Here is a 23,853-nt window from a genome sequence, read left to right as displayed (position 1 = left end):
AGCAACAATTATACATCAGGACTTTACTTGCCATGTAATGTCTACTATTTCAATTATATGTTATTAGAATATATCACACGTAAACCATCACAACCTTCTACGGGTAAAGCTCCATTAATAATTCTCCTTCATGGTTATGGAAGTAATGAGGAAGACCTTTTTAGCTTTGCAGAAGAAATTCCTGAAGAATACTTTATAGTGTCTGCAAAGGCCCCTATCGCAATGCAGCCTTATGGTAATGCTTGGTATCATATTACTATAGATGGAGATGGTGTAAAAACCTCAGATAATGAAGGTGCTCGTAAATCTAGAGATATCATTGCAAAATTTATCGATGAGATTGTAGCGGAGTATGATGTGGACAAGCATAATGTAACCTTACTAGGTTTTAGTCAAGGAACCATTTTAAGCTATGCAGTAGCACTCACCTACCCAGAAAAGGTTAAGAATGTAATAGGCTTGAGTGGTTATATCAATGAAGAGATTATTGATTTAAAAAGTAATCCGTCATATGCGCATCTTAATATTTATAACTCACATGGAACTGTAGACCAAGTGATACCTATAGATGCTGCTCGCAAAACACCTGGCTATCTCAAAAATATAGGGATTGAATCCACACTAAGTGAGTTTCCTGTAGGCCATGGAGTTCACCCGACCAACTTCTATGAGTTCAAAGAGTGGTTACAAAGTAGATAGAGACATAAAAAAACAGGCTTTACGCCTGTTTTTTTATGTCTAATCGTTATATAAAATCACCTAAATATTATTTCTTAATTAGGATACACTAAACTCTCCACAGTTTTATAATCTACCGTTCCATCCTCATTTACAAAATACTCAACCAGCATTTCTCCCCATTTCTTGCCGTCAGAAAAGTCAGCGATGATCCAGCGATGGTTTAAGATCTGTACTTTATTAATTTGAAAAGGTCTTCCATCACCTACAAAAGTGATAAGCTCGTTACCTTGAGCTGTATTTTTTGCATATAATCCATCTTCTATAGCTGGTTTAATTATAGCTAAGTCTAGATCATCATTGTCAAAATACTCCTTTGCATTGTCATTACCTAACAGCGTAAAGTATTCCACATTTGCAAGGCGTTCTTGATACATTCCTGCAATAGAATCTTTGTCTGCTAGTTTTCTTTCTAGCTTTTCAATCTGCTTCCCTTGGTATTCTAGACCCTTACTGCTATTGATGTACTGAAAAATGATATATAATGCAGCAAAAAGGAATAAGTATAAAAAAATATTACGTCTCATAAATTATGTAGTTAAAGTAAGTCCGTCGTAAGCGAGAAAGACATTTTTTGGTAATTTTTGTTCGGCTTCTGCATGAAAACCAAGGTGATGGCTTATGTGTGTTAGATATGTGCGTTTAGGTTTAATTTTGGCAACCAGAGCAAGCGCTTCCTCTACGTTTAAATGTGTATAATGAGCTTCTTCCCTTAAGCAATTCAACACAAGAATATCTAATCCTTGCAATTTTTCAATCTCCTCATCTGCGATAGTTTTTACATCTGTTAGATACGCTATATTTTGAAAACGATATCCAAAGACTTGCAATGATCCGTGGTAGGCCTCGATAGGCTGCACTTCGATGTTTCCTAATTTGATAGGAACACCATTTACTACCTCTTTTGAAGCAACGCTTGGAGCTCCTGGGTATCTATTTTCTGTTGTAAAGATATAATCAAAACGTTCGGCGAGAGTTTTCAATACTCGCTTATGAGCATAAATAGGCATATCACCTTGTCTAAAAACAAAAGGTCTTATATCATCTAGTCCAGCAACGTGATCTGCATGTTCATGCGTTAATAATATACCATGCAAAGGTGCAGGATCTCCTGCGGTGGTACGCTTTCGCGAAAGCGTATTAAGCATTTGTTGTCTAAAATCTGGACCGCAATCTATCACATAATTATAGCCTTCCCACTCAATTAGAACAGAAACTCTTAATCTTTTATCTCTAGCATCTGTACTTAAGCACACGGGATGTGTACTTCCTATTACAGGAATTCCTTGAGATGTGCCAGTACCGAGAAAGGTGATTTTCATTAATGAGTAAGATGAAAGTGCGTTAATTACGCCATTAATTGTCTAACAAAAATACAGTTATTTTTTTGGCTACTACAACCTTTTAGTATCTTTGGTTAACCATTAATTGATGGAAAAATACATACTATGGCTGTTACAATTTTAGGAGATAAAGACTTTGAAAAAGTACCTCCTCTCAAGAACAAGGTACTTCGCGTAAATCTAAACGCAAACATATATGGAACTTTTGCCGAAATAGGTGCTGGACAAGAAACGGTTCGTCATTTTTTTAGAGCTGGCGGCGCAAGTGGTACCATAGCAAAGGCAATGAGTGCATATGATAAAGATTTTTCTGACGCTATTTATGGCGTTGAAGATGATGGACGATATGTGACAGAAAAACGTCTCAAGAAAATGCTTTCTCATGAGATGAAACTTATTGAAGATCGTATCTCACGTTACAAGCAGCCAGATAAAATCTTCTTCACCTATGCAAATACGGTAGCTACCATAGATTTTGCAAAAAAATATAAAGGTCACGGATGGGTTGGAATTAGATTCCAGATTACTCCAGAAGGAGAGTTTAACGAGATTATACTACATGTTCGTTTTCATGAAAACGACGCTCGTTTACAACAATTAACCCTAGGAACACTTGGTGTAAACCTTATTTATGGTGCTTTCTATAAGCATGACAATCCTAAAAACTTACTTCGCTATCTATACGATCACATCGATCAAGATCAGATAGAGATTGATACTATAAACTTCTCTGGACCTCAATTTGAGCACGTAGATAACCGTTTAATGAGTTTACAACTTGTTAAAAACGGAATGACAGAGGCCGTAATGTTTGACGCAAAAGGAAATAACATCCTCCCAGCAGCATTACTATACAAGAAAAACGTTTTAGCGCTTCGTGGTAGTTTTCGCCCTGTAACTAAAGTGAACATGGATATGTTTGAAAAAGCATATAAAATGTTTGTAGAGGCAAATCGTGTAAACGAGAAAAAGACAGAAGCTATATTTGAAATCACACTATCTAACCTTCGCGCCGAAGGTGATATTGATGAAGAAGATTTCATGGCAAGAGCTCGATTACTAGGTTCTCTTGGACAAACTGTAATGATCTCAAACTTTAAGGAGTATTACCGCGTTGTTGAGTATTTCTCAAACTATACCAAGGAGCGCATGGGGCTTGTTATGGGTGTAAATAACCTTATTGACATCTTTGATACTAGCTACTACCGTCACTTAAGTGGAGGTATTCTAGAAGCATTTGGAAAATTATTCTTTAAAGATCTCAAGGTATTCTTATACCCTATGAAGGATCCAAAAACTGGAGAATACACAAATAGTGATAACTTAAAAGTACACCCACGTATGAAAGAGCTTTATAAGTTCTTTAAACTTAATGGTAAAGTACTTGATATTGAAAACTATGACCCAGCAATTACAGATATTTTCTCAAGAGAAGTATTAAGAATGATTAATGATGGCGAAAAGGGCTGGGAAGGTATGCTTCCAGAAGGTGTTGCAGAGCTTATAAAGTCTCGCAATCTTTTTGGTTACCAGTCTCAAGCACTTTTAGAGGCAGATAAATAATGAATTCTCTTAATTACATAGCTATCGCCGCTATACTCTTTATGGTATTTGCTTGCGCAGAGAAGAATGCTACAAGTAAACCACAAGGAGAAACGTGGCAACTTATTGAGATGAAAAGCGGTATGGTATCGCCATCTAGTGAAGAAGAAGAGCTTCCTATGAGTCAGTCCTATGTTTTTACTCCAGAGATGAAATTTACTAAGAATCAAACTAAAGATGCGTTTACCATAGAAGCCTCTGGAACTTACACTACAAAGAAAACTAGCGAAGGTGTTTTTTATACTTTAAAATACACAGAAGGTTTACAGATAGTGGGTAGTTGCACTGGAAATGACAATGAAGAGTTGTTAGTACGCAAGGATGGAAAGCTACAGAATAGCTGGATGATGTGCGATGGGCCTCTACTGGTTTATGAAAAGCAATAATCACATAAGTACTTATAATACAAAGGGCGATACATTAAATGTATCGCCCTTTGTACTTTATATAAGCTTCGAGAACTACGCGTCTAGTAACTGGGCAGCGTGATCTTTAGTCTTAACCTTTTGTATCACATCGCTCACCACGCCTTCTTCGTCTACTTTAAAAGTCATACGGTGAATACCATCGTATTCCTTACCCATAAACTTTTTCAGACCCCAAACACCAAAGGCGTTGATTACTGTTTTATCCTCATCTGCAAGCAGCTGGAAAGGGAACTCATATTTGGTTGCAAAATTCTTTTGGCGTTTTTGAGAATCTGCGCTCACCCCTAGTAAGTGATATCCTTGCGCCTGTAATTCCTTGTAGTTATCTCTTAGATTACACGCCTCTGCGGTACAGCCTGGCGTGCTTGCTTTTGGGTAAAAAAATACGATGAGCTTCTTACCTTTAAAATCCGCAAGCTTCACCTCATTTCCATCCTGATCGACTGTTGTAAAATCTGGGACTTTATCGCCCACTTTTAATGTGTTCATCCTTTTTTAGTTTTGGCAATGCCGGAAATCTCATCCATCATTGATTGTAGTTAATTATCTTTACATAGCAATGTTATGCTTTCGCGAAAGCGTAAATTATTACACCTAGCAAAAACATAATATTATAAAGTTACGAGTTCTCCGTATTACTATAAAGAAATACGTTTAAGGTTTATGGATTACACCATAAAGAATAATTATGCTTACCCTATGAATAAACAAGAAAAGGTAGACTTTACTATAAAAACATTACAAGAACTATATCCTCAGATACCAATTCCTCTAGATCATAAAGACCCATACACGCTTCTTATTGCAGTATTAATGAGTGCTCAAAGTACAGATGTGAAGGTTAATCAAATCACTCCACTCCTATTTGAGGTGGCAGATAATCCGTATGATATGATCAAGCTCACAGTAGAAGATATACGAGATATCATAAAGCCTGTAGGACTATCGCCTATGAAAGCAAAAGGTATTCATGGCTTGTCACATATGCTTATAGATAAGTATGATGGCGTGGTACCTGCTAGCATAGAGAAGCTTACGGAGTTTCCAGCAGTGGGCCATAAAACAGCTAGTGTGGTTGTGGCGCAAGCTTTTGGTATTCCTGCATTTCCTGTAGACACTCACATACATAGGTTAATGTACCGCTGGGGCTTTACAAATGGAAAGAATGTCGTACAAACAGAAAAGGATGCAAAGCGCCTTTTTCCAGAACATATTTGGAATGATTTACATCTTCAAATTATATGGTATGGAAGAGATTACTCACCAGCCAGAGGATGGGACCTAGAGAAAGATATTATCACAAAGACCATAGGACGTAAAACAGTCATAGCCGACTATGAGAAAATGATGGCAAAAAGGAAGAAAAAATAAAACCTCGATGACTGGTCGAGGTTTTATCAAAGTTTAGTTGATGAATGCTTCAAATTTCATCGATTTATAATGCATAACACTTAAAGCCTTAGAAAAATTCAAGAGAAAATCTACAGTCTCTTGTTTAGGTTCAAATTGGTTCGTCTTATTGTGACCTGACGAGGGTGTAGTGTAAAGTTTTGCCATGCGGTTTTTGTTTGATTCTTATCAAGAACGCAAAAATGCACAGCATATTATATCAATCTGTTAGAATTATATTATTGGTGTCAATTACTTTTCTCAAATTGATAAGCGCATAACGCATTCTACCCAGCGCTGTATTGATACTTACACCAGTACGCTCAGAGATTTCTTTAAAGCTCATCTCTTGATAAATACGCATTTTGAGCACCTCTTTCTGGTCATCTGGCAGCTCTTCAATGATACGCTTAACGTCTCTGTTTACTTGATCTCGCACCATTTGCTTTTCAGCATTAAGGCTATTATCACTTAACACAGAAAAAATAGAAAACTCACCTGCATTATCAAACTTAGGCATCCTATTATTACGACGGAAGTGGTCAATAACTAGGTTATGCGCAATACGCATCGTCCATGGTAAAAATTTACCTTCTTCATTATACTTGCCCTTCTTGAGTGTTTTGATGACCTTAATAAACGTGTCTTGAAAAATATCTTCAGAAATATCGCGATCATATACCTTCGAGTATATAAAACTATATATACGTTGCTTATGTCTCGCAATGAGCATAGCTAGTGATTTTTCGTCTCCTTTGATGTAATTGCTAACGAGTGTAGCATCGTCTATTAATACACTTTTCATAAGTACTACTTTGTAGGTTAAAATTGCTAGAGGAATTCCCTTAGCCCAAAATTTTATAAAGTAGTTCTATACTATACGCAGTGTATTTGTTTGTGGATATTTTGGTAAATATATAATAAATCTGTTAACATTTGCAAAAAAACATTCATTTTGCACAATAAATCAAAAATAACGTTCAAAATGCTGCCAGCACTTGGTTTCAATAGCACTGCACTTTCGGTATCTTTGTAATAGAACTAAAGAATTGCGATGCTTATAGACGTTAAGGATGTAAATCCTAAGAAGAATATTATCATTAAGGGTGCCAAACTGCACAATCTTAAAAATATTAATGCAGTAATCCCTCGTAACAAGCTCGTTGTTATCACGGGACTTTCTGGATCTGGTAAATCTTCTCTTGCATTTGACACCCTTTATGCAGAGGGACAGCGCAGGTACGTTGAGAGTCTTTCCTCCTACGCACGCCAGTTCTTAGGCAGACTTGATAAACCTAAGGTAGATTACATAAAAGGAATTGCTCCTGCCATTGCCATTGAGCAAAAGGTAAATAGCACAAACCCAAGATCTACAGTAGGAACAACAACCGAGATTTACGATTATTTAAAGCTACTTTTTGCCCGTATCGGTAAGACCTACTCCCCTATTTCTGGAAACGAAGTTAAAAAGGATACCGTAACAGATGTGGTTGCTTATGTTTCCGCTTTCGCGAAAAGAGAAAAACTACTCCTACTCGCACCTATTCATTTAGAAAAAGGCAGAAAAATAGAATCCAAACTGCAGGCCTTATTACAACAAGGCTATGCACGTATACAAGTAAAAGGGGAAGTAAAACGTCTTGATGAAGTTGCCGAAATAGGAAGCAAACTCAAAGCCAAAGACATACTCCTCGTTGTAGATAGAATTATAAACAATCCAGAAGATGAAGATTTTATAAACCGACTTTCAGATGCTGTACAGACGGCATTCTTTGAAGGAAAGGGCGAACTTTTTATAGAAAAGCTAGTAGATAATTCTCGCCGTCAGTTTTCAAATAAGTTTGAGCTTGATGGAATGACTTTTTTAGAGCCTAATGTTCATTTATTTTCTTTTAATAATCCATACGGTGCATGCCCTACTTGTGAAGGTTATGGTGATGTAATAGGAATAGATGAAGATCTTGTAATACCTAATACTGGACTATCAATCTACGAGAATGCCGTGTTCCCATGGCGTGGTGATAGTATGAGCCATTACCGCGATCAGCTAGTTAATCGTGCCTATAAATTTGATTTTCCTATACACAAACCTTGGTTTGAGTTAACTCCAGAGCAACAACAGCTTGTTTGGGATGGTAATAAAGAATTTGATGGGCTCAATAAGTTCTTTAAATTCTTAGAATCTAAGGCATATAAAATTCAAAACAGAGTAATGCTATCGCGTTACCGTGGTAAAACAAAGTGTAACACTTGTAAGGGTAAACGCCTACGTCCAGAAGCAACCTATGTAAAAATAGGCGGCAAAAACATTGTAGATCTAGTAGAGTTACCACTAGACGAAGTAGCAGCTTTCTTCAACAGTTTAACGCTTAATGAGTATGATACTACGGTAGCAAAAAGATTACTTACAGAGATCACAAGTAGGCTTAGCTTTCTAGACAAAGTAGGACTCAACTACCTTACGCTCAACAGAAAGTCTAATACTCTCTCTGGTGGTGAGTCACAGCGCATCAATCTTGCAACTTCTCTTGGTAGTAGTCTCGTGGGATCAATGTATATACTTGACGAACCAAGTATAGGATTGCACCCTAAAGACACAGAAAAACTTATAGAGGTACTACAATCTCTCCGTGACCTTGGTAATACCGTTATCGTTGTTGAACATGATGAGGACATCATGAAAAAAGCAGATTTTATCATTGATATAGGCCCAGAAGCAGGAACCTTTGGAGGAGATGTGGTGGCCGTAGGTGATTATGATGAGATTTTAAAAAGTGATTCGTTAACTGCAGGATACCTTAATGGAAATCTAGAAATTGAAGTTCCTAAGAAGCGTAGAACTTCAAAATATTATGCCGAAGTTATTGGCGCTCGAGAAAACAACTTACAGAACGTAAACGTCCGTTTTCCACTTGGTGTATTTACCGCTGTAACCGGTGTTTCTGGAAGTGGAAAATCTACATTAGTTAGAAAAATATTATATCCTGCCATGCTTAAAGCAATAGGCGGATATGGGGAAAAAGCAGGCCAGTTTACAGAACTTAAAGGCAACTATGAGAACATTAAAACCATAGAATTTGTAGATCAAAACCCAATTGGGAGATCTTCTAGATCTAATCCTGTGACTTATATTAAAGCTTACGATGACATTCGTAAATTATTTGAAAGTCAGAAGCTTAGTAAAATAAGAAACTATAAAGCAAAACACTTTTCTTTTAACGTAGATGGCGGGAGATGTGAGACTTGTAAAGGTGAAGGTGAAGTAACAATTGAGATGCAATTCATGGCAGACGTACACTTAGAATGTGAAACTTGTAAGGGTAAGCGTTTTAAGAAAGAGGTACTCGAAGTGCATTTCAACGATAAGAATATTGATGATATTCTTACGATGACTATTGATGATGCCGTGGCATTTTTTACAGCACATAATGAAGCAAAAATCACTCGTAAACTTAAACCATTACAAGACGTAGGTCTAGGGTATGTAACACTAGGTCAAAGCTCCTCTACCCTATCTGGAGGTGAAGCGCAGCGTATTAAACTTGCAAGTTTCTTAGTAAAGGGAACAACAAAAGATAAGACCTTATTCATTTTTGATGAGCCTACGACAGGTTTACATTTTCATGATATTAAAAAGCTTTTGGCTTCCTTTGAGGCACTTATTGCAAAGGGTCATTCTATTATTGTGGTAGAACACAATATGGATCTTGTAAAATGTGCAGACCATGTTATCGACATGGGGCCAGAGGGTGGTAAACACGGTGGTATTCTAGTCGCTTCTGGAACTCCGGAAGAGGTAGCAAAAAACAAGAAGTCCTTTACAGGAAAATACTTGAAAGAAAAACTCTAGTCATTCTCAAACATATAATTCTCTCGAAAGTCCTATTTTAGTACAATGGGACTTTCTTCATTTTTTAAAAAACTTGTACAATCTACGAGTACTCCGGCATTTGATCCATCGGTGTTTAACCATGAGCTTGCCTCAAAAACAAGCTGGTCTCCAAAGGCAGGTGGTGGTGCAAATTTTAAAACCAAAACACTAGAAGTAGTTTCAGATAATGAGTTGCGCTATAAAGCCTCATCCTTCGGTAAAATTTTTAGCGGGATATTTATTTTATTTCCACTCATATTTGTTGGAGTAGGCATCACAACCACTATTAGTGACGGTTTTAGCATAGAATCTATACTTTTTGCGCTGTTTCCTTTAGTATTTATCGGTGTAGGCATATTCTTATTAAAAAAATTACACACGATAATTACTTTTAATAAGTCTACAGGATATTTTCACAAAGGCAAAAAGCAACAAATCAAAAGCCTTACTATCACAGAAGATGCAAATACCTTTAAACTAGACACCATAAAGGCACTCCAAATCTTGCCTGAAAGAGTTCGCGGCGATAAAAGTTCGTACACTAGCTACGAGATTAATCTCGTTTTTGAAGATGGCGCGCGTTACAACGTGGTAGACCATGGCCATCGTAAGAGCATAGAAGAAGATGCCGTTGCTCTTGGTGATTTTCTTGGTGTTCCTGTTTGGAATAAGATGACTGCTACTACTTATTTTTCTAAGAATATTGATACTACAAGAGCCTATGACAGCCTTGAACGAGACAATGTTGGTAACGACGAGCTACAAGGAAGTTATGACAGTAATTCAACGACTTATGCTAGGAAAGAAGTAATAGTTGAGGATCTTAATGAAGATTACGACTCAACAAAACCAAGAAAAATGTAATTAAGTACGCTTTCGCGAAAGCGTAACAAAAATAACTCATCCACAATTTTATGAAAAAACTACTGCTAATACTACTTATGATTACGACACAGTTTGCAACAGCCCAAACAGAAACAGAAATTTTTCTACTTGACATTAATAAAGCCGATAACGGAGATACGCTCACAAACAAGCGAAACATAAGTAATAATCCCGGATATGATAGTCAGCCGCAATTTTTAGCTAATGACATTATTATTTATGCAGGAGCTCGTGATGGTCAAACAGAAATTATTCAATACACACGTGGCACTACAAGACAGTTTAACAAAGCTACATCTGGTGGAGAGTATTCACCACAGTTTATGAAAGGAAAACGAGGAATATCGGCCGTAAGACTAGATCCTGATGGACTACAACGTCTTTACTCCTACTTACCTAGACAAGACAAAGCACCCGTGTTAATTAAAGATGCTGTGGTTGCATACTATACATGGGCAAATGAAGACTATATCGTGGGAGCCGATATTGTTGAGAGTAATTTACACCTCGTGATTCATAATGTAAAGAATCAAACATCTGATGACTTGAAAATCCCTGTTGGTAGATCATTTCACAACATACCAGATACAAATCTCATTAGTTTTATTGACAAATCTACAGATCAATGGATTGTAAAATCTATCAACCCAGACACTAAAAAAATAAAGAGTATTACAGAGCTTCCAGAAGGTGTTGAAGATATTAACTGGTTACCAGATGGTACGCTACTAGCTGCAAAAGGAAATACACTGCTCAGTAAAACTAAAAAATCAGCATGGGAAGTCTATCAAACTTTTGAAGACGAGGAGCTTCAAGATATTTCAAGATTTGCCATCTCCCCTAATGGTACGCAAATAGCCATAGTCGCTGCCAGAAAGGATAAGAAATAACAATCTCACTAATCAACTAAACCAACACATATCAATGAAATATTTTTGGTCATTAAGCCTATTATTACTCGTTTTTACTAGCTGCAAAAACAACTCACACCAACAACAAAAATCATCAAATCTCATTGAGGACACCTCAGAAATACCTAACTCAAAAACAGATCACCAGTTACGCCAAGTGACAAAGGCGACCATCACACCAGAATTAGACGGACTAGCGACAGATCCTGCTTGGCAAGATATAGCATGGCAACCCCTTGATCAAAAATGGTTAGGAGAAGACTATACAGCAGAGGATTTTTCTGGTAAATACAAGCTCACTTGGACACCAGAAGCTCTATATATCATTGCTGAGATTACAGATGATGTTATTTATGACAAGGAAAAAGATCCGCTTACATTATGGTGGGATGATGATTGTCTTGAGATCTTTATAGATGCAGATAATTCTGGTGGTGGGCACCAGTTTACACACAATGCTTTTGCTTACCACGTTGCCCTAGATGGAAATGTGGTAGACGTTGCTCCTGGTCAAGTCCCTACGCTATATAATAATCACGTGGAGTCTAAAATTGTAAAAACAGGAGAAAACACAATGATTTGGGAATGTAAGATGACCATTTATAATGATACCTACAAAGATGGTGGTGTTAATGAACCAAAAATTCTGGATGTAAATCAGAAACTAGGTTTTGCGCTTGCTTATTGTGATAACGACACAAGTGCAGAACGAGAAAACTTCATAGGTTCTGTAGCTGTGCCTGGTGAAGACAAAAATAGAGGCTGGATAGACGCTGGAATCTTTGGCACCATAGAGCTAGTTGAGTAATAAAATGAGACAATGAAAATCCCAAACATAGGTTTGGGATTTTTTTTTGCTTTCGCGAAAGCGTACTTCTAGCACATACATTGTTTTAGTATCTTTAAAACATAACAATTTATTAAACACTTTATAATGTTAAACACGCATACTCCTACCCTATTTAGAGCTACTAAAAGACTAACCGCAACCTTAGGTTTTATGGTGGTTATCCTGCTTTTTTCTGTAGCAACAGTAAATGCACAAACCGATGAGAGAATCTACGAAATCATAGATGCAGTATCTGAAGATCGACTACGGGCAGATGTTAAAAAACTAGCAGATTTTGGGACACGTCATACACTAAGCGACACGGTTTCAAATACAAGAGGAATAGGAGCTGCGAGAAGATGGATAAAAAGCGAATTTGAAAAGACTTCACAAAACTGTAATAACTGTCTCGATGTATTTTATCAAAGTAATCTTGTAAAAAAAGGAGATAATAACCGTATCACAAAGGATGTCATGGTTGTTAATGTGGTCGCTATTCAAAAAGGAACTAAATATCCTAATCGCTATGTAATTATGAGTGGTGATATAGACAGCCGTATATCTGATCCTAATAATTATACAGATGACGCGCCAGGAGCAAATGACAATGCGAGCGGAATGGCTGGAACGATGGAAGCTGCAAGAGTACTTTCTAAATATTCTTTTGAAAACAGTATTATCTACGTAGGTCTTTCTGGTGAAGAACAGGGCCTTTATGGTGGAAAAGGACTTGCTGCTCATGCTAAAGAAAAAGGATGGGAAATCATTGGGATTATGAATAATGATATGATAGGTAACATTGAAGGTGTAGATGGTGTTATTGATAACCGTACGTTTAGAATATTTTCTGAGCCTGTACCGCCTACAGAAACTGAGCAGCAGCGTAGAGCACGCCGTTTTTATGGTGGTGAAGTGGATGGAATCTCTCGCCAGCTAGCAAGATTTATATACAAAACTACCCAAGACTACATGCCAGAAATGAACCCTATGATGGTGTATCGTTTAGATCGTTTTGGTCGTGGTGGTCACCACAGACCTTTTAATGACGCTGGTTTTGCTGGTATACGTATCATGGAAGCTCATGAGAACTACACACAACAACATCAAGATATCCGTACAGAAAATGGCATTAATTACGGAGATACATTTGAGCATGTAAACTTCCCATATAACGCAAAGCTTACTGCAGTAAATGCAATTAACCTTGCTAGTATTGCTTGGGCTCCTCCTACTCCTAAGAATGTAGGAATAGGCGGTATCGTTGAGGCAAACGCAAGATTACAATGGGATGCCGTAGATGGTGCTGTTGCTTATAAAGTGTACTGGAGAGATACTACTTCACCTACTTGGGACAATGCACGTCTTATTACAGATGGAACTTCGGCGACATTAAAAGGGATTGTGATTGACAACTTTTTCTTTGGCGTTGCTGCTGTAGGTAAAGATGGTCATGAAAGTCCTGTTGCTTTCCCTAGCCAGATTATTAGATAACAATACATATTGATTTTAAATCATCACAACATATACCTTATGAAAAAAGTATTAATACTAAGTGCCCTTATTGCTGGTACCGCTTTCGCGAAAGCGCAAACCTCTTTTGACAAAGACATTGCCGCTGTAGAAGAAAAGGTCATAGAATGGCGCAGAGATTTTCATCAAAATCCAGAACTAGGAAATCGCGAATTCAAAACTGCCGAAAAAATAGCAAAACACCTCGAATCTTTGGGGATTGAAGTACAAACAGGAGTTGCCAAAACTGGAGTCGTAGGCTTACTTAAAGGAGACATGCCAGGTAAAGTGGTTGCTTTAAGAGCAGATATAGACGCCCTTCCCGTTACAGAACGTAATGACCTTCCTTTCAAATCTGAGGTAGTTACTTCATTTTTAGGAACAGAAACTGGTGTGATGCATGCTTGTGGTCATGATACACACACTGCTATCCTTATGGGTGTGGCAGAAGTACTGTCAAAAAACAAAGACAAAATCAAAGGTTCTGTAAAATTCATTTTTCAACCATCAGAAGAAGGACCTCCTCCAGGTGAAGAAGGCGGTGCAAAACTTATGGTAAAAGAAGGTGTACTTGATAATCCTAAAGTGGATGCTATTTTTGGTTTACACATTAATAGTGCTACTCCTGTAAATACTATAAAATATAAACCAGGTGGAACAATGGCAGCTACAGAGCGTTTTGTAGTAAATGTAAAAGGAAAGCAATCTCATGGCAGTCAGCCTTGGTCTGGAGTGGACCCTATTTTAATATCTGCACAGATTATCAACGGTTTCCAGAGTATTATCTCTCGTGAAAGTGAATTAACCGAGGAAGCTGCAGTAATTACCGTAGGTAAGATTACATCTGGAACACGCTTTAACATCATCCCAGAAAGTGCCGAAATGATAGGTACAGTACGTACACTGGATCCAGATATGCGTGAGAAAATCATACGCCGTATGGATGAAATGGCTGCTGGTATTGCAAAGGCTTATGGCGGTGAGGCTACGATAGACTGGCAAAACATGACTGTCGTAACTTACAATGATCTTGATCTTACTGCACAAATGCTCCCTACCTTACAAAAAGTAGGTGGTATAGAAAATGTGTCGCTACAGAAAGCGGTAACTGGTGGAGAAGACTTTTCTTTCTTCCAAGAGAAAGTACCTGGCTTCTATTTCTTTTTAGGCGGTATGACCGCTGGCAGTACTGAAGCTTTTCCTCATCACACACCTGATTTTGTGATTGATGAAGCTGGATTTCAACTAGGCGTTAAAGCACTAAGCCAAATGAGTATTGATTACTTAAACGGTAAATAAAAATTAGATCCCTATGAAGATATTTTTTAAAACATTAATGCCGTTTGCAGTTACTGCAATGGCGGCTACCACCTTACATTCACAACAGATTGACCAACCAATATTTAAAGATGGAGAAGCGCAAATAGTTCCTGCATTTGATATACCGTCTAGTTGGATTCGAGAGGATTTATGGGTTGAGACAGAATTTGACACAGATGGTGATGGCAAGCTAGATCGTATGCACGTAGATGTAACAAGACCCCTACAAACCGAAAGCGGACTAAAACTGCCCGTTATTTATGAGACAAGCCCTTATTATGCAGGCGTTGCAGCAAATGATCCCAATTTATTTTATGATGTAAAACATGAAATAGGAGCTCAAGAAAAACCAATAGCAAACGGAGTTGTCGTACGTAGAGGAAAACGTCCCGTAATTTCAAATTCGCTCATTAAGACTTGGATTCCTAGGGGTTATATTGTGGTACACTCATCTTCTCCAGGAACTGGACTATCAGAAGGTTCTCCTACGGTAGGTGGTGATAATGAATCACTTGCACCTAAAGCTGTTGTAGACTGGCTCAACGGTAGAGCAAAAGGTTATAAAGAAATTGACAGTAATGAAGAGGTAAAAGCATTCTGGTCTACAGGTAAAGTTGGGATGACCGGAACATCTTACAATGGCACCCTACCACTAGCTGCTGCAACAACTGGAGTTGATGGTCTTGAGGCTATTATTCCTATAGCTCCTAATACTTCATATTATCATTACTACAGATCTAACGGACTAGTGCGTTCTCCTGGAGGGTATCTAGGTGAAGATATCGATGTATTGTACAACTTTATACATAGTGGAGACGAATCAAAAAGAGCGTATGCAGATAGTCTTGTGAGAGATATTGAGCTTAAAAACGGGATGGATCGTGCAACAGGGGATTACAATGATTTCTGGGCAGGTAGAGATTATCTTAATGATATGAAGCCTATGAAAGCAGCATTATTAATGTCCCATGGTTTTAATGACTGGAATGTAATGCCAGAACATAGCTACCGCATCTACAAGCGAGCCCAAGAAATGGGTATCCCTAGTCAGATTTTTTATCATCAGAATGGTCATGGAGGTCCTCCACCTATGAAGATGATGAACCGATGGTTTACAAAGTATTTACACGGAATAGATAATGGCGTTGAAAATGATCCCAAAGCACAAATTGTAAGAGAAAACGACGCTAGAGATCAGCCTACAGCTTATGAAAACTATCCAAACCCACAAGCAAAGGATATTACATTATACTTAGGAAAAAGTACTAATGGAGCAGGAACGTTATCTACTCAAAAAGCAAAGAAACTAGCTAAGGAAACACTAGTAGATGACGCTACTGTGAGTGCTAAAGATATGATGAAGGCTTCTGCATCTCAAAACAGATTGTTGTACCTCACTCCTACTCTTAAGGATGAGTTACATATTTCTGGAACACCTAATGTAACTATTAGTGTCTCTAGTAGTAAGGAAGCAGCAAACTTGAGCGTCTACCTTGTTTCATTACCTTATGAAGAAGGGAAAGAGATTAAAATAACAGATAATCTTATCACTCGTGGATGGGCAGATCCTCAAAATTATGCCTCCATACGTAAAAGTGAACCTCTTAAGAAAGGTGAGTTTTATGAAGTGACATTTGACCTAATGCCAGATGATCAAATTATAAGAAAAGGACAGCAAATTGGCTTAATGATTTTCTCTAGTGATAGCGAGTTTACAGTACTTCCTAATCCTGGAACAGAGCTAACAGTAGATCTATCAAAAACTAAACTTACCCTACCAATTGTAGGTGGCGAAACGGCATTCAGCAATACGATTAATTAAAAATATCATTACATAAATGAAGTATACAACAACCTTATTATTTTCTAGTGTGTTACTTTTTACCGCTTTCGCGAAAGCGCAAAACAATCTAGAGCAACAAATTAATGATATAGAATCTAAGGTCATAGAATGGCGTCGTGACTTTCATCAAAATCCAGAACTAGGAAACAGAGAGTTTAAAACTGCCGAAAAAATAGCTACACACCTCAAATCCCTAGGTATGAAGGTACAAACCGTTGTTGCCAAAACTGGAGTTGTAGGCATACTAGAAGGAAAGCGTAAAGGAAAAGTACTCGCACTACGAGCAGATATAGATGGATTACCCGTAAAAGAACGTGCAGACTTACCGTTTAAATCTGAAGCAATGGGAGAATATCGTGGTGAGGCCGTGCCTGTAATGCACGCTTGTGGTCACGATACACACATCGCAATTCTTATGGGCGTGGCAGAGATACTTGCAAAAAATAATGACTTTGCAGGAACCGTAAAATTTATCTTTCAACCAGCCGAGGAAGGTGCGCCTCCTGGCGAAGAAGGTGGTGCAGAACTTATGGTAAAAGAAAATGTGCTTAAAAACCCAGATGTAGATGCCATTTTTGGCCTTCACATAGGGTCTGGGCAAGATGTAAATACTATTGCCTATAAGCCAGGCGGAATTATGGCCGCTTCACAGAGCTTTGAGATACATATAAAAGGAAAACAAAGCCACGGCTCAACCCCGTGGACAAGTCGTGACCCTATTATGGCAGCCGTAAAGATTATAGATGGCTTACAAACCATCATATCTCGTGAGATTCCCCTCACAGACGAGGCTGCAGTATTATCTATAGGTAAAATTAATGCGGGCGTACGTAGTAATATTATACCAGAAGAAACACATATAGTAGGTACATTACGTACACTAGATTATGATATGCAAACTTATATTAATAACCGTATGAAGGAAATGGTACCGGCTATTGCTGCGGCTTACCGCACAGAAGCGACCATTACAATACCTGAAGGGTATCCTATTACATATAATGATGAAAATCTTACGAGCCAGATGGTACCTTCACTAGAGAAGGCAGCTGGTAAAGAAAACGTACACGTGATAAAAGCAATTACTGGTGCAGAAGACTTTTCATTCTTTCAGAAAGAAGTTCCTGGGCTTTATTTTTTCTTAGGGGGTAAAACTCCAGGCACCACAGAGGCGTTCCCGCACCACACACCAGACTTTTATATAGATGAAAGTGGGATGCTTCTAGGTGTAAAAACGTTTGTACAAATGACACAAGACTATCTAGGGCAATAACCCCTACTCTAGCATAATAGATCGTTATACATTAGACCGTAAATAGCTATAAGTTATTTACGGTTTTTTTAAACCCAAATCCCTCGTAAACTATAAAATTCGTTGTATAACTACAAAAATAGTTGTTTAACTATATTTTTCGTTGTATGTTTGAATCATCAATCAAATCACTCGTATACAATCGCTTGCAAAGCGATACTATAAAATTGTTTCTTATGGATAAACTCACAAATAAAGAAGAACAGGTTATGCACTCTCTATGGAAGCTTGAGCGCGCCTTTGTAAAAGAGGTCGTAGCCGCATTACCAGAAGGCAATCATTACAATACAGTTTCTACCATTATAAGAAATCTGGCAGATAAAGGATATGTAGGGCATCAAGCCTTTGGAAAAACACACCAGTACTTCCCTACCGTATCTTTAGAATCCTATCGTAAGGAGTTTATGGAGACGACTACTCAAAAGTATTTTGGTAACTCGTATAAGAATATGGTTTCCTTTTTTGCCAAAGAAGAAAAGATCTCTGCAGATGAGCTTAGAGAAATACTAGCAATCATAGAAAAAAAATAAGCTTATGGAAACGCTCATACTCCTTACAAAAAGCGCCTCCATACTCGGGCTCTTCTATGTAATCTACCTAACCGTACTTTATAAAAACACCTTGTTTACCGCAAAAAGGCATTACTTTATAGCCGGTATCATTGCTGCTATTACCCTTCCTTTTATAGAATTTACACGTGAGATTGAGGTGATTATACCCTCGCAACCGCTTGTGATGACCTCTCTGGATATAAGCTCCGTAAAAACTGCACCCATCGCTGTAACATCGCAACCTGTAGAACAAGCTGTAAACTGGTGGCAGGTACTTTTCATAATATATATAATAGGTATCTGTATAATGCTCTGTAGGCTTTGTGCGCAATATATATCCTTAAGACAGCTCATTGCATCTGGCAGTCGCAGTACAAAAGGGCGCTATACATTTGTAGCAGTTACAAAAGCGATAAGTCCGTTTTCTTTCTTTTCAAAAATTGTTTACAATCCTGCGTTTCACACGCCAGAAGAACTTGAGATGATTATCGCTCACGAAAAAGTACACGCACAGCAAAGGCACTCTCTAGATATGCTCTTATCTCAAATAACGCTTGTGATACAATGGTGTAACCCCTTTGCCTGGATGTATAAAAACAGTCTTGAGCAAAATCTAGAATACCTAGCAGATCACCAAGCTATACAAGAAATTAAGAATCCAAAACAATATCAACGCACGCTGGTACAGGTCTCATCCCCCTCATTTGCCCCAGCACTTACTAATCAATTTTATCAATCATTTATCAAAAAACGAATCGTTATGATCAATACACCACAATCCCACAAAAACAATCTTTGGAGGTTATCACTTATCATTCCCGTGCTTGCGCTCTTTATGTACTCTTTTAATGTAAAAGAAGTGACTAATTATGTGGAGGAGGATAATATCGCTTTCGCGAAAGCGGAAACACCTTCTATTAAGCCAGTACGCAACAATGAATTTACAATTACAAGAAATAGCACAGCCCTAGATTTAGATAATATTGAAAAAGAAGTTGCCGAAAGATTTCCGCAGAGCTTAATACGCTTTTCAAATCGAAGAATAGCCGAAAATGGAATTATAAAACGTTTTGACTTTCAAACTAAGTTTGCTGGAGACCGTGTTTTCCATACACGTTTTAAACGCGCCAAAGATATCTCTAAAACTTGGGAAGGGTATCAAATTAGTTTTAATGAAAAAGGTATTAATGTTATAGAAAATGGAGAAAAAGGAACTTCATTTCGCATTGATGTAGATAAACTTGAGTTCTTAAACTTGCTTGGCACCGTATATGACAGAGCACTTATTAAAAATGGGGACAGCTATGAGGAAGAAAATAAAGGAAATTATCCAAGAGCATCATATAACCCACCCGTTGTGGTTAAAGACACAACACTTTTAAGCCAAAGTCCTAAAATCCAGATAAAAGATACTCTAAGAGCGCCTAAGGTTTTAAATTCTCAAGAAACTTATAGCTATATCATTACTAAAAACACAACGGATAACGAGATTGATGCACTTATTAAAGTAATGAAAGATAAGCACAACGCTACTCTGAAGGTAAGTGGCATTAAGAGAAATAGAAATCTAGAAATAGAAAAAATTTCAGTCAATCTTAAAGATGATAATGGGAATAACAAGAATTACACCTTAAAGAGCTCTAATCCTATCAACGACATTTACATATATCGCAATGCTGACGGCAGTACAGGCATGGGGAATGTTAATATGGAGAATGATCAGAGAAAAGCTTATGACAACAGGAGAGCCAGCTTGGAAAAACGTCGCAAATCAATGATAAATAGCAGAGACAGTATGCGTACAAACATGGAAGCTCGCAAGCAGGATATGCGAGCTCGTATGGAAGAACGCAGAAGCCTACAAGGAAGAGCTCAGGTAGACTCTATGAGACAAGATATGCTATCACGCCGTGACAGCATGAAAATGCAAATGAAGGAGCGACGTGAGAATTTAAAAAGCGATAGAGAAAACTATAAAAATAGCAGGCAACAAAGAGACATGCGCTACGTAACACTCGATGAAGAAACTTACTACTCTGTTGTTAGCCCTGAAGGGTCTAAGAGTTTCTATAATAGATGGGGAAAACAAATTAAAGAAGATACTCCTCTTTATCAAAAGCTATTGGATGAAGCTTCCTCGACTGTATCTAGTTTATCACAGAATAAGTTAATGGAACAATTACCTGAAGAAGATATTTTGAAATCTGACTCCTCCGATAAACCTATTATCTATATCAATGGTAAATTGCATACCTCTGGACAAATGAAAAACTTAAATCCAAATGATATCGAAAGCATTTCTATTGTAAAAGAGGAAAAAGCAATTGAACTCTATGGGCAGGCAGGAAAAAACGGAGTAATACTTGTTAAAACCAAAGATTAACTACAATCACATAATTTTAAAAGTCCGCTTTCCATCAGAAAGCGGACTTTTTTTATGCGCTGTTTTTTTCAACTTCCACTTGTGATAATTCGCTACAAAATGATGAAATCGGATTAATATGGTTAAAATGAGCCATAATTTGCCTACAAAAATTCTAAATAGCTCAAAATGTCTCTACAGAACTAACACAATGAATGGTTAATAGTATGTAGGCTAACATATATTAACCACTTTTAAGACATAAGGATTACACATTTTAACCTATGTCATTAATTTAGTTATAACATTCACGCTAATTTCATTAAAAACTTCTTTTCGATTTGTTTTACTGCGTTCAAGATGACTTCTTTGCTTCATCAATAACAAACAACGCATCTAGTAACAATCAAAAAAATCTATTATGAAAACGCAAGCAAACAACAAGCCGCAAGTAAAAACAAACAAAGTTTTAGGAATCTATACCGTATTTATGGTAAGCCTTAGCATCTCTTATATAGTTACTACTTTTTTACAATTAGGGAATTAATCACTCCGACATTCATCAATCATCATTTATCAATCATCATTCATCAATCATCAATCATTAATCATTACTAATCCATCAAAAACCATCCATTATGAAAACGCAAGCAAACAACAAGCCGCAAGTAAAAACGAACAAAGTATTAGGAATCTATACCGTATTTATGGTAAGCCTTAGCATCTCTTATATAGTTACTACCCTTTTTTACAATTAGGGAATTAATCACTCCGACATTCATCAATCAACATTCATCAATCTTTATCAATCAATTAAAAACAATCAAAAATGATCCAAATTATCATCACTGCATTAGAACTTATCTTCGGATAAATAATTGACCTCTTCACACCGCCGAGTTAAGGCCTGCTCTGTGTGTGTTTTTTAAAAAACTTACTTTAGATATAGCACGTTTTCGCGAAAGCGTATTAATCACATCCCTTCCATTCATTTCAATAGTATATTTTCAGCTACATTTGGGCTTTTATAATTTTGGCACGCTCGTTGGAGTTGTCATCACCAATCAATACCCATTGTACGATGAAAAATTTATTTCTCGCAATCCTTACTACCGTATTTGTAGTAAGCTGCAATTCGGTAAAAAAGACTACTGCAACGCTTAACAGCGGTAATTATGATGATGCCATCGCGATTACTCTTAAAAAGTTGCAACGCAATCCAGATAAAAAAAATAAGCAAGACTTTGTGCTGCTTCTTGAAGATGCGTTTGCAAAAGCATCTGCGCGCGATGCAGATCGTATTTCATTTCTCGTAAAAGAAAATCAGGAAACAAATCTTGAGGAAATTTATGAGACCTATGTGTCGTTACAAAGACGTCAAGATCGCATAAGACCTATCTTACCTTTGCAAGTAATTGACGAAAACAGAACTGCTCGTTTTGACTTTGTAAACTACACCGATAAACTTATATCTTCTAAGGAAAAGCTAGCTGCTTCCTTATATAACAGTAGCCTTGACGCTATCACTACAGCATCTTCAAAAGAGGATTATCGTACTATCTATGAGGATCTCGCCTACTTAAATACGCTTAAGCCAGGTTATAAGGACATCAAAAATATGATGGAATCTGTACATCTTAAAGGGACAGACTTTGTTGCCGTGACGTTATTTAATGATAGTAATATAGCGTTACCAGTACAATTAGAAAACGAGCTGTTAGACTTTTCTACTTATGGCCTTAACGATTTCTGGACCGTGTATCATAGCAATCCGCTTAATGAGGTATCCTACGACTACAATATGGAAGTTGCTTTTACAGAGATTAATATTTCTCCAGAGCGCATCAAAGAAAGAGAGGTGCAACAAGAAAAACTCATTAAAGACGGTACCATCGTTCTAAAGGATGAAGATGGTAATGTGGTTTATGATGAGGATGGAGAGAAAGTACTGGTAGATAATATGATTACGGTACGTTGCACGTACTTTGAGTTTATCCAGAACAAAGCTGTAAATGTAGTAGGCCGCGTGCGCTATTCTGATAGTAATACAAATCAGGTTCTACAATCGCTTCCGCTAGCATCTGAGTTTATTTTTGATCACAGATATGCGACCTACAGAGGTGATAGAAGAGCACTGGAAGATGAGCTTTATGATCGTACTCGTAATAGAGCAGTCCCGTTTCCTACTAATGAGCAAATGGTGTACGACGCTGGTGAAGACATTAAAAATCGCATTAAGGATATTATTTTAAGAAATAACAACTAGTCTTTATAAACAGATAAAAGCCGTAACGCAATGCGTTACGGCTTTGTTTTTTAGCTACTTTTGACGGTATGCAAACACTCTATAAATTTCTTGCCAAAGTTAATAAGGCAGTACTTCCCTCCTATTCAAAACGTGGTCTTGACCTTACACAAGCTACAAAGTTTCAGCTTGCGATTATCGGGTATAGAATCTGGGTTACAAAGAGAGCGTTAGATTAAATCTTTTCGGCAAGTGCTTGTGCGCTTATCGCTCCGTGGCTGTCAGAATACACAGCGGTTCCATTCTTAATCAATATAATCTGCGGGCTTTGGTGCATTACCTGAAATTTATATCCCACTTCATTAGACACTTCTCTGTACGCCTTAAGATCTAAGTAATAGATATCTAGCTGGTTTGGGTCTATATCATATTGTGCCTCTAGCTGGCGTATTGCCATACGGCTTATACCGCAAGTTGTAGAGTGCTTAAATATCGCCTGTGGCTTCGTTTCAGAATCTTTTGCAATTTGATCCAGTTGCTCGAGTGTGGTAAGTTGCTTCCACGGCATTGGTGTTTTTTCCTCTTGAGGTTCTTTATCTCCTCCAAAAATCGAATTAAATATTCCCATTCTTCAATATGCTTTTATACAAAGGTAGTCGTTGTGTCTGTGTTACGCTTTCGCGAAAGCGTAAAATAGTTCTTAAATAAGTCATAA

General features: G+C 37.5%; 22 protein-coding genes. 17 read left to right on the top strand and 5 right to left on the bottom strand.

Annotated elements, in window-relative coordinates:
* Positions 1–57 precede the first annotated feature (57 nt).
* Entirely contained in the window at positions 58–699 is a 642-nt protein-coding gene (locus tag D017_RS12470; protein WP_035336868.1) for an alpha/beta fold hydrolase, read from the top strand.
* Positions 700–773: 74 nt separating this feature from the next.
* Here D017_RS12470 and D017_RS12465 read toward each other — a convergent pair whose 3' ends face one another.
* The gene (locus tag D017_RS12465; RefSeq protein ID WP_035336867.1) at positions 774–1,265 is read right to left on the bottom strand and encodes a hypothetical protein; all 492 of its coding nucleotides are present in this window, start codon (positions 1,263–1,265) and stop codon (positions 774–776) included.
* Positions 1,266–1,268: 3 nt separating this feature from the next.
* Positions 1,269–2,060 (bottom strand): MBL fold metallo-hydrolase, encoded by a 792-nt coding sequence (locus D017_RS12460; protein ID WP_035336866.1) that lies wholly within the window; start codon positions 2,058–2,060, stop codon positions 1,269–1,271.
* A gap of 126 nt (positions 2,061–2,186) precedes the next feature.
* Here D017_RS12460 and D017_RS12455 point away from each other — a divergent pair, with 126 nt between their 5' ends.
* Together D017_RS12455 and D017_RS12450 are read left to right on the top strand one after the other, a co-directional pair.
* Positions 2,187–3,644 (top strand): hypothetical protein, encoded by a 1,458-nt coding sequence (locus tag D017_RS12455; protein ID WP_035336865.1) that lies wholly within the window; start codon positions 2,187–2,189, stop codon positions 3,642–3,644.
* Positions 3,644–4,069 (top strand): hypothetical protein, encoded by a 426-nt coding sequence (locus D017_RS12450; protein WP_035336864.1) that lies wholly within the window; start codon positions 3,644–3,646, stop codon positions 4,067–4,069. The genes D017_RS12455 and D017_RS12450 overlap by 1 nt, the downstream gene beginning before the upstream one ends.
* Positions 4,070–4,144: 75 nt before the next feature.
* On the opposite strand, the gene bcp is transcribed toward D017_RS12450, so the two are convergent.
* On the bottom strand, positions 4,145–4,600 hold the full coding sequence (bcp, locus tag D017_RS12445) for a thioredoxin-dependent thiol peroxidase (protein WP_035336863.1): 456 nt from the start codon (positions 4,598–4,600) through the stop codon (positions 4,145–4,147).
* Between the two features lie 210 nt (positions 4,601–4,810).
* Between bcp and nth the strand changes: the two genes are divergently transcribed.
* Entirely contained in the window at positions 4,811–5,482 is a 672-nt protein-coding gene (gene nth / locus D017_RS12440; RefSeq protein ID WP_035338259.1) for an endonuclease III, read from the top strand.
* Positions 5,483–5,720: 238 nt separating this feature from the next.
* Here the strand turns inward: nth and D017_RS12435 are convergent, their stop codons facing one another.
* Positions 5,721–6,305, bottom strand: a complete 585-nt coding sequence (locus tag D017_RS12435) for a sigma-70 family RNA polymerase sigma factor (protein WP_035336862.1) — start codon at positions 6,303–6,305, stop codon at positions 5,721–5,723.
* A 249-nt stretch (positions 6,306–6,554) separates the two neighbouring features.
* On the opposite strand from D017_RS12435, the gene uvrA reads away from it, so the two are divergent.
* The 13 genes from uvrA (at position 6,555) to D017_RS15215 (ending at position 23,377) form a co-directional block, all read left to right on the top strand.
* Positions 6,555–9,350, top strand: a complete 2,796-nt coding sequence (uvrA, locus tag D017_RS12430) for an excinuclease ABC subunit UvrA (RefSeq protein ID WP_035336861.1) — start codon at positions 6,555–6,557, stop codon at positions 9,348–9,350.
* 45 nt (positions 9,351–9,395) lie between these two features.
* On the top strand, positions 9,396–10,235 hold the full coding sequence (locus D017_RS12425; protein ID WP_035336859.1) for a hypothetical protein: 840 nt from the start codon (positions 9,396–9,398) through the stop codon (positions 10,233–10,235).
* A 50-nt stretch (positions 10,236–10,285) separates the two neighbouring features.
* On the top strand, positions 10,286–11,146 hold the full coding sequence (locus D017_RS12420) for a hypothetical protein (protein ID WP_035336858.1): 861 nt from the start codon (positions 10,286–10,288) through the stop codon (positions 11,144–11,146).
* 34 nt (positions 11,147–11,180) lie between these two features.
* Entirely contained in the window at positions 11,181–11,975 is a 795-nt protein-coding gene (locus D017_RS12415) for a sugar-binding protein (RefSeq protein ID WP_035336856.1), read from the top strand.
* 192 nt (positions 11,976–12,167) lie between these two features.
* Positions 12,168–13,487, top strand: coding sequence for a M28 family metallopeptidase (locus D017_RS12410; RefSeq protein ID WP_035338257.1), 1,320 nt, complete (start codon positions 12,168–12,170; stop codon positions 13,485–13,487).
* Between the two features lie 39 nt (positions 13,488–13,526).
* Positions 13,527–14,804: an amidohydrolase gene (locus D017_RS12405; protein WP_035336855.1), complete on the top strand. Its 1,278-nt coding sequence runs from the start codon at positions 13,527–13,529 to the stop codon at positions 14,802–14,804.
* 13 nt (positions 14,805–14,817) lie between these two features.
* On the top strand, positions 14,818–16,647 hold the full coding sequence (locus tag D017_RS12400) for a Xaa-Pro dipeptidyl-peptidase (RefSeq protein ID WP_035336854.1): 1,830 nt from the start codon (positions 14,818–14,820) through the stop codon (positions 16,645–16,647).
* A 16-nt stretch (positions 16,648–16,663) separates the two neighbouring features.
* Entirely contained in the window at positions 16,664–17,941 is a 1,278-nt protein-coding gene (locus D017_RS12395) for an amidohydrolase (protein WP_035336853.1), read from the top strand.
* A 215-nt stretch (positions 17,942–18,156) separates the two neighbouring features.
* Complete coding sequence (locus D017_RS12390; RefSeq protein WP_035336852.1) at positions 18,157–18,510, top strand: BlaI/MecI/CopY family transcriptional regulator; 354 nt, start codon at positions 18,157–18,159, stop codon at positions 18,508–18,510.
* Between the two features lie 4 nt (positions 18,511–18,514).
* Entirely contained in the window at positions 18,515–20,914 is a 2,400-nt protein-coding gene (locus D017_RS12385) for a M56 family metallopeptidase (RefSeq protein WP_035336850.1), read from the top strand.
* Between the two features lie 400 nt (positions 20,915–21,314).
* Positions 21,315–21,440 carry a hypothetical protein gene (locus D017_RS15545; protein WP_013752102.1) on the top strand — a complete coding sequence of 42 codons (126 nt, stop codon included), beginning with the start codon at positions 21,315–21,317 and terminating at the stop codon, positions 21,438–21,440.
* Positions 21,441–21,974: 534 nt separating this feature from the next.
* Complete coding sequence (locus tag D017_RS12380; RefSeq protein WP_035336849.1) at positions 21,975–23,159, top strand: hypothetical protein; 1,185 nt, start codon at positions 21,975–21,977, stop codon at positions 23,157–23,159.
* Positions 23,160–23,227: 68 nt separating this feature from the next.
* Positions 23,228–23,377 (top strand): SsrA-binding protein, encoded by a 150-nt coding sequence (locus D017_RS15215; protein ID WP_081804690.1) that lies wholly within the window; start codon positions 23,228–23,230, stop codon positions 23,375–23,377.
* On the opposite strand, the gene ytxJ is transcribed toward D017_RS15215, so the two are convergent.
* Entirely contained in the window at positions 23,374–23,766 is a 393-nt protein-coding gene (ytxJ, locus tag D017_RS12375; protein ID WP_021779014.1) for a bacillithiol system redox-active protein YtxJ, read from the bottom strand. The two genes, D017_RS15215 and ytxJ, sit on opposite strands and share 4 nt — an antisense overlap.
* Between the last annotated feature and the right edge of the window lie 87 nt (positions 23,767–23,853).

The organism is Dokdonia sp. PRO95 (genome assembly GCF_000355805.1).
In the GTDB taxonomy this organism is placed as follows: Bacteria; Bacteroidota; Bacteroidia; order Flavobacteriales; family Flavobacteriaceae; genus Dokdonia.
Note: the sequence above shows the minus strand (reverse complement) of the source record. Positions and strands in the feature narration are given on the sequence as shown.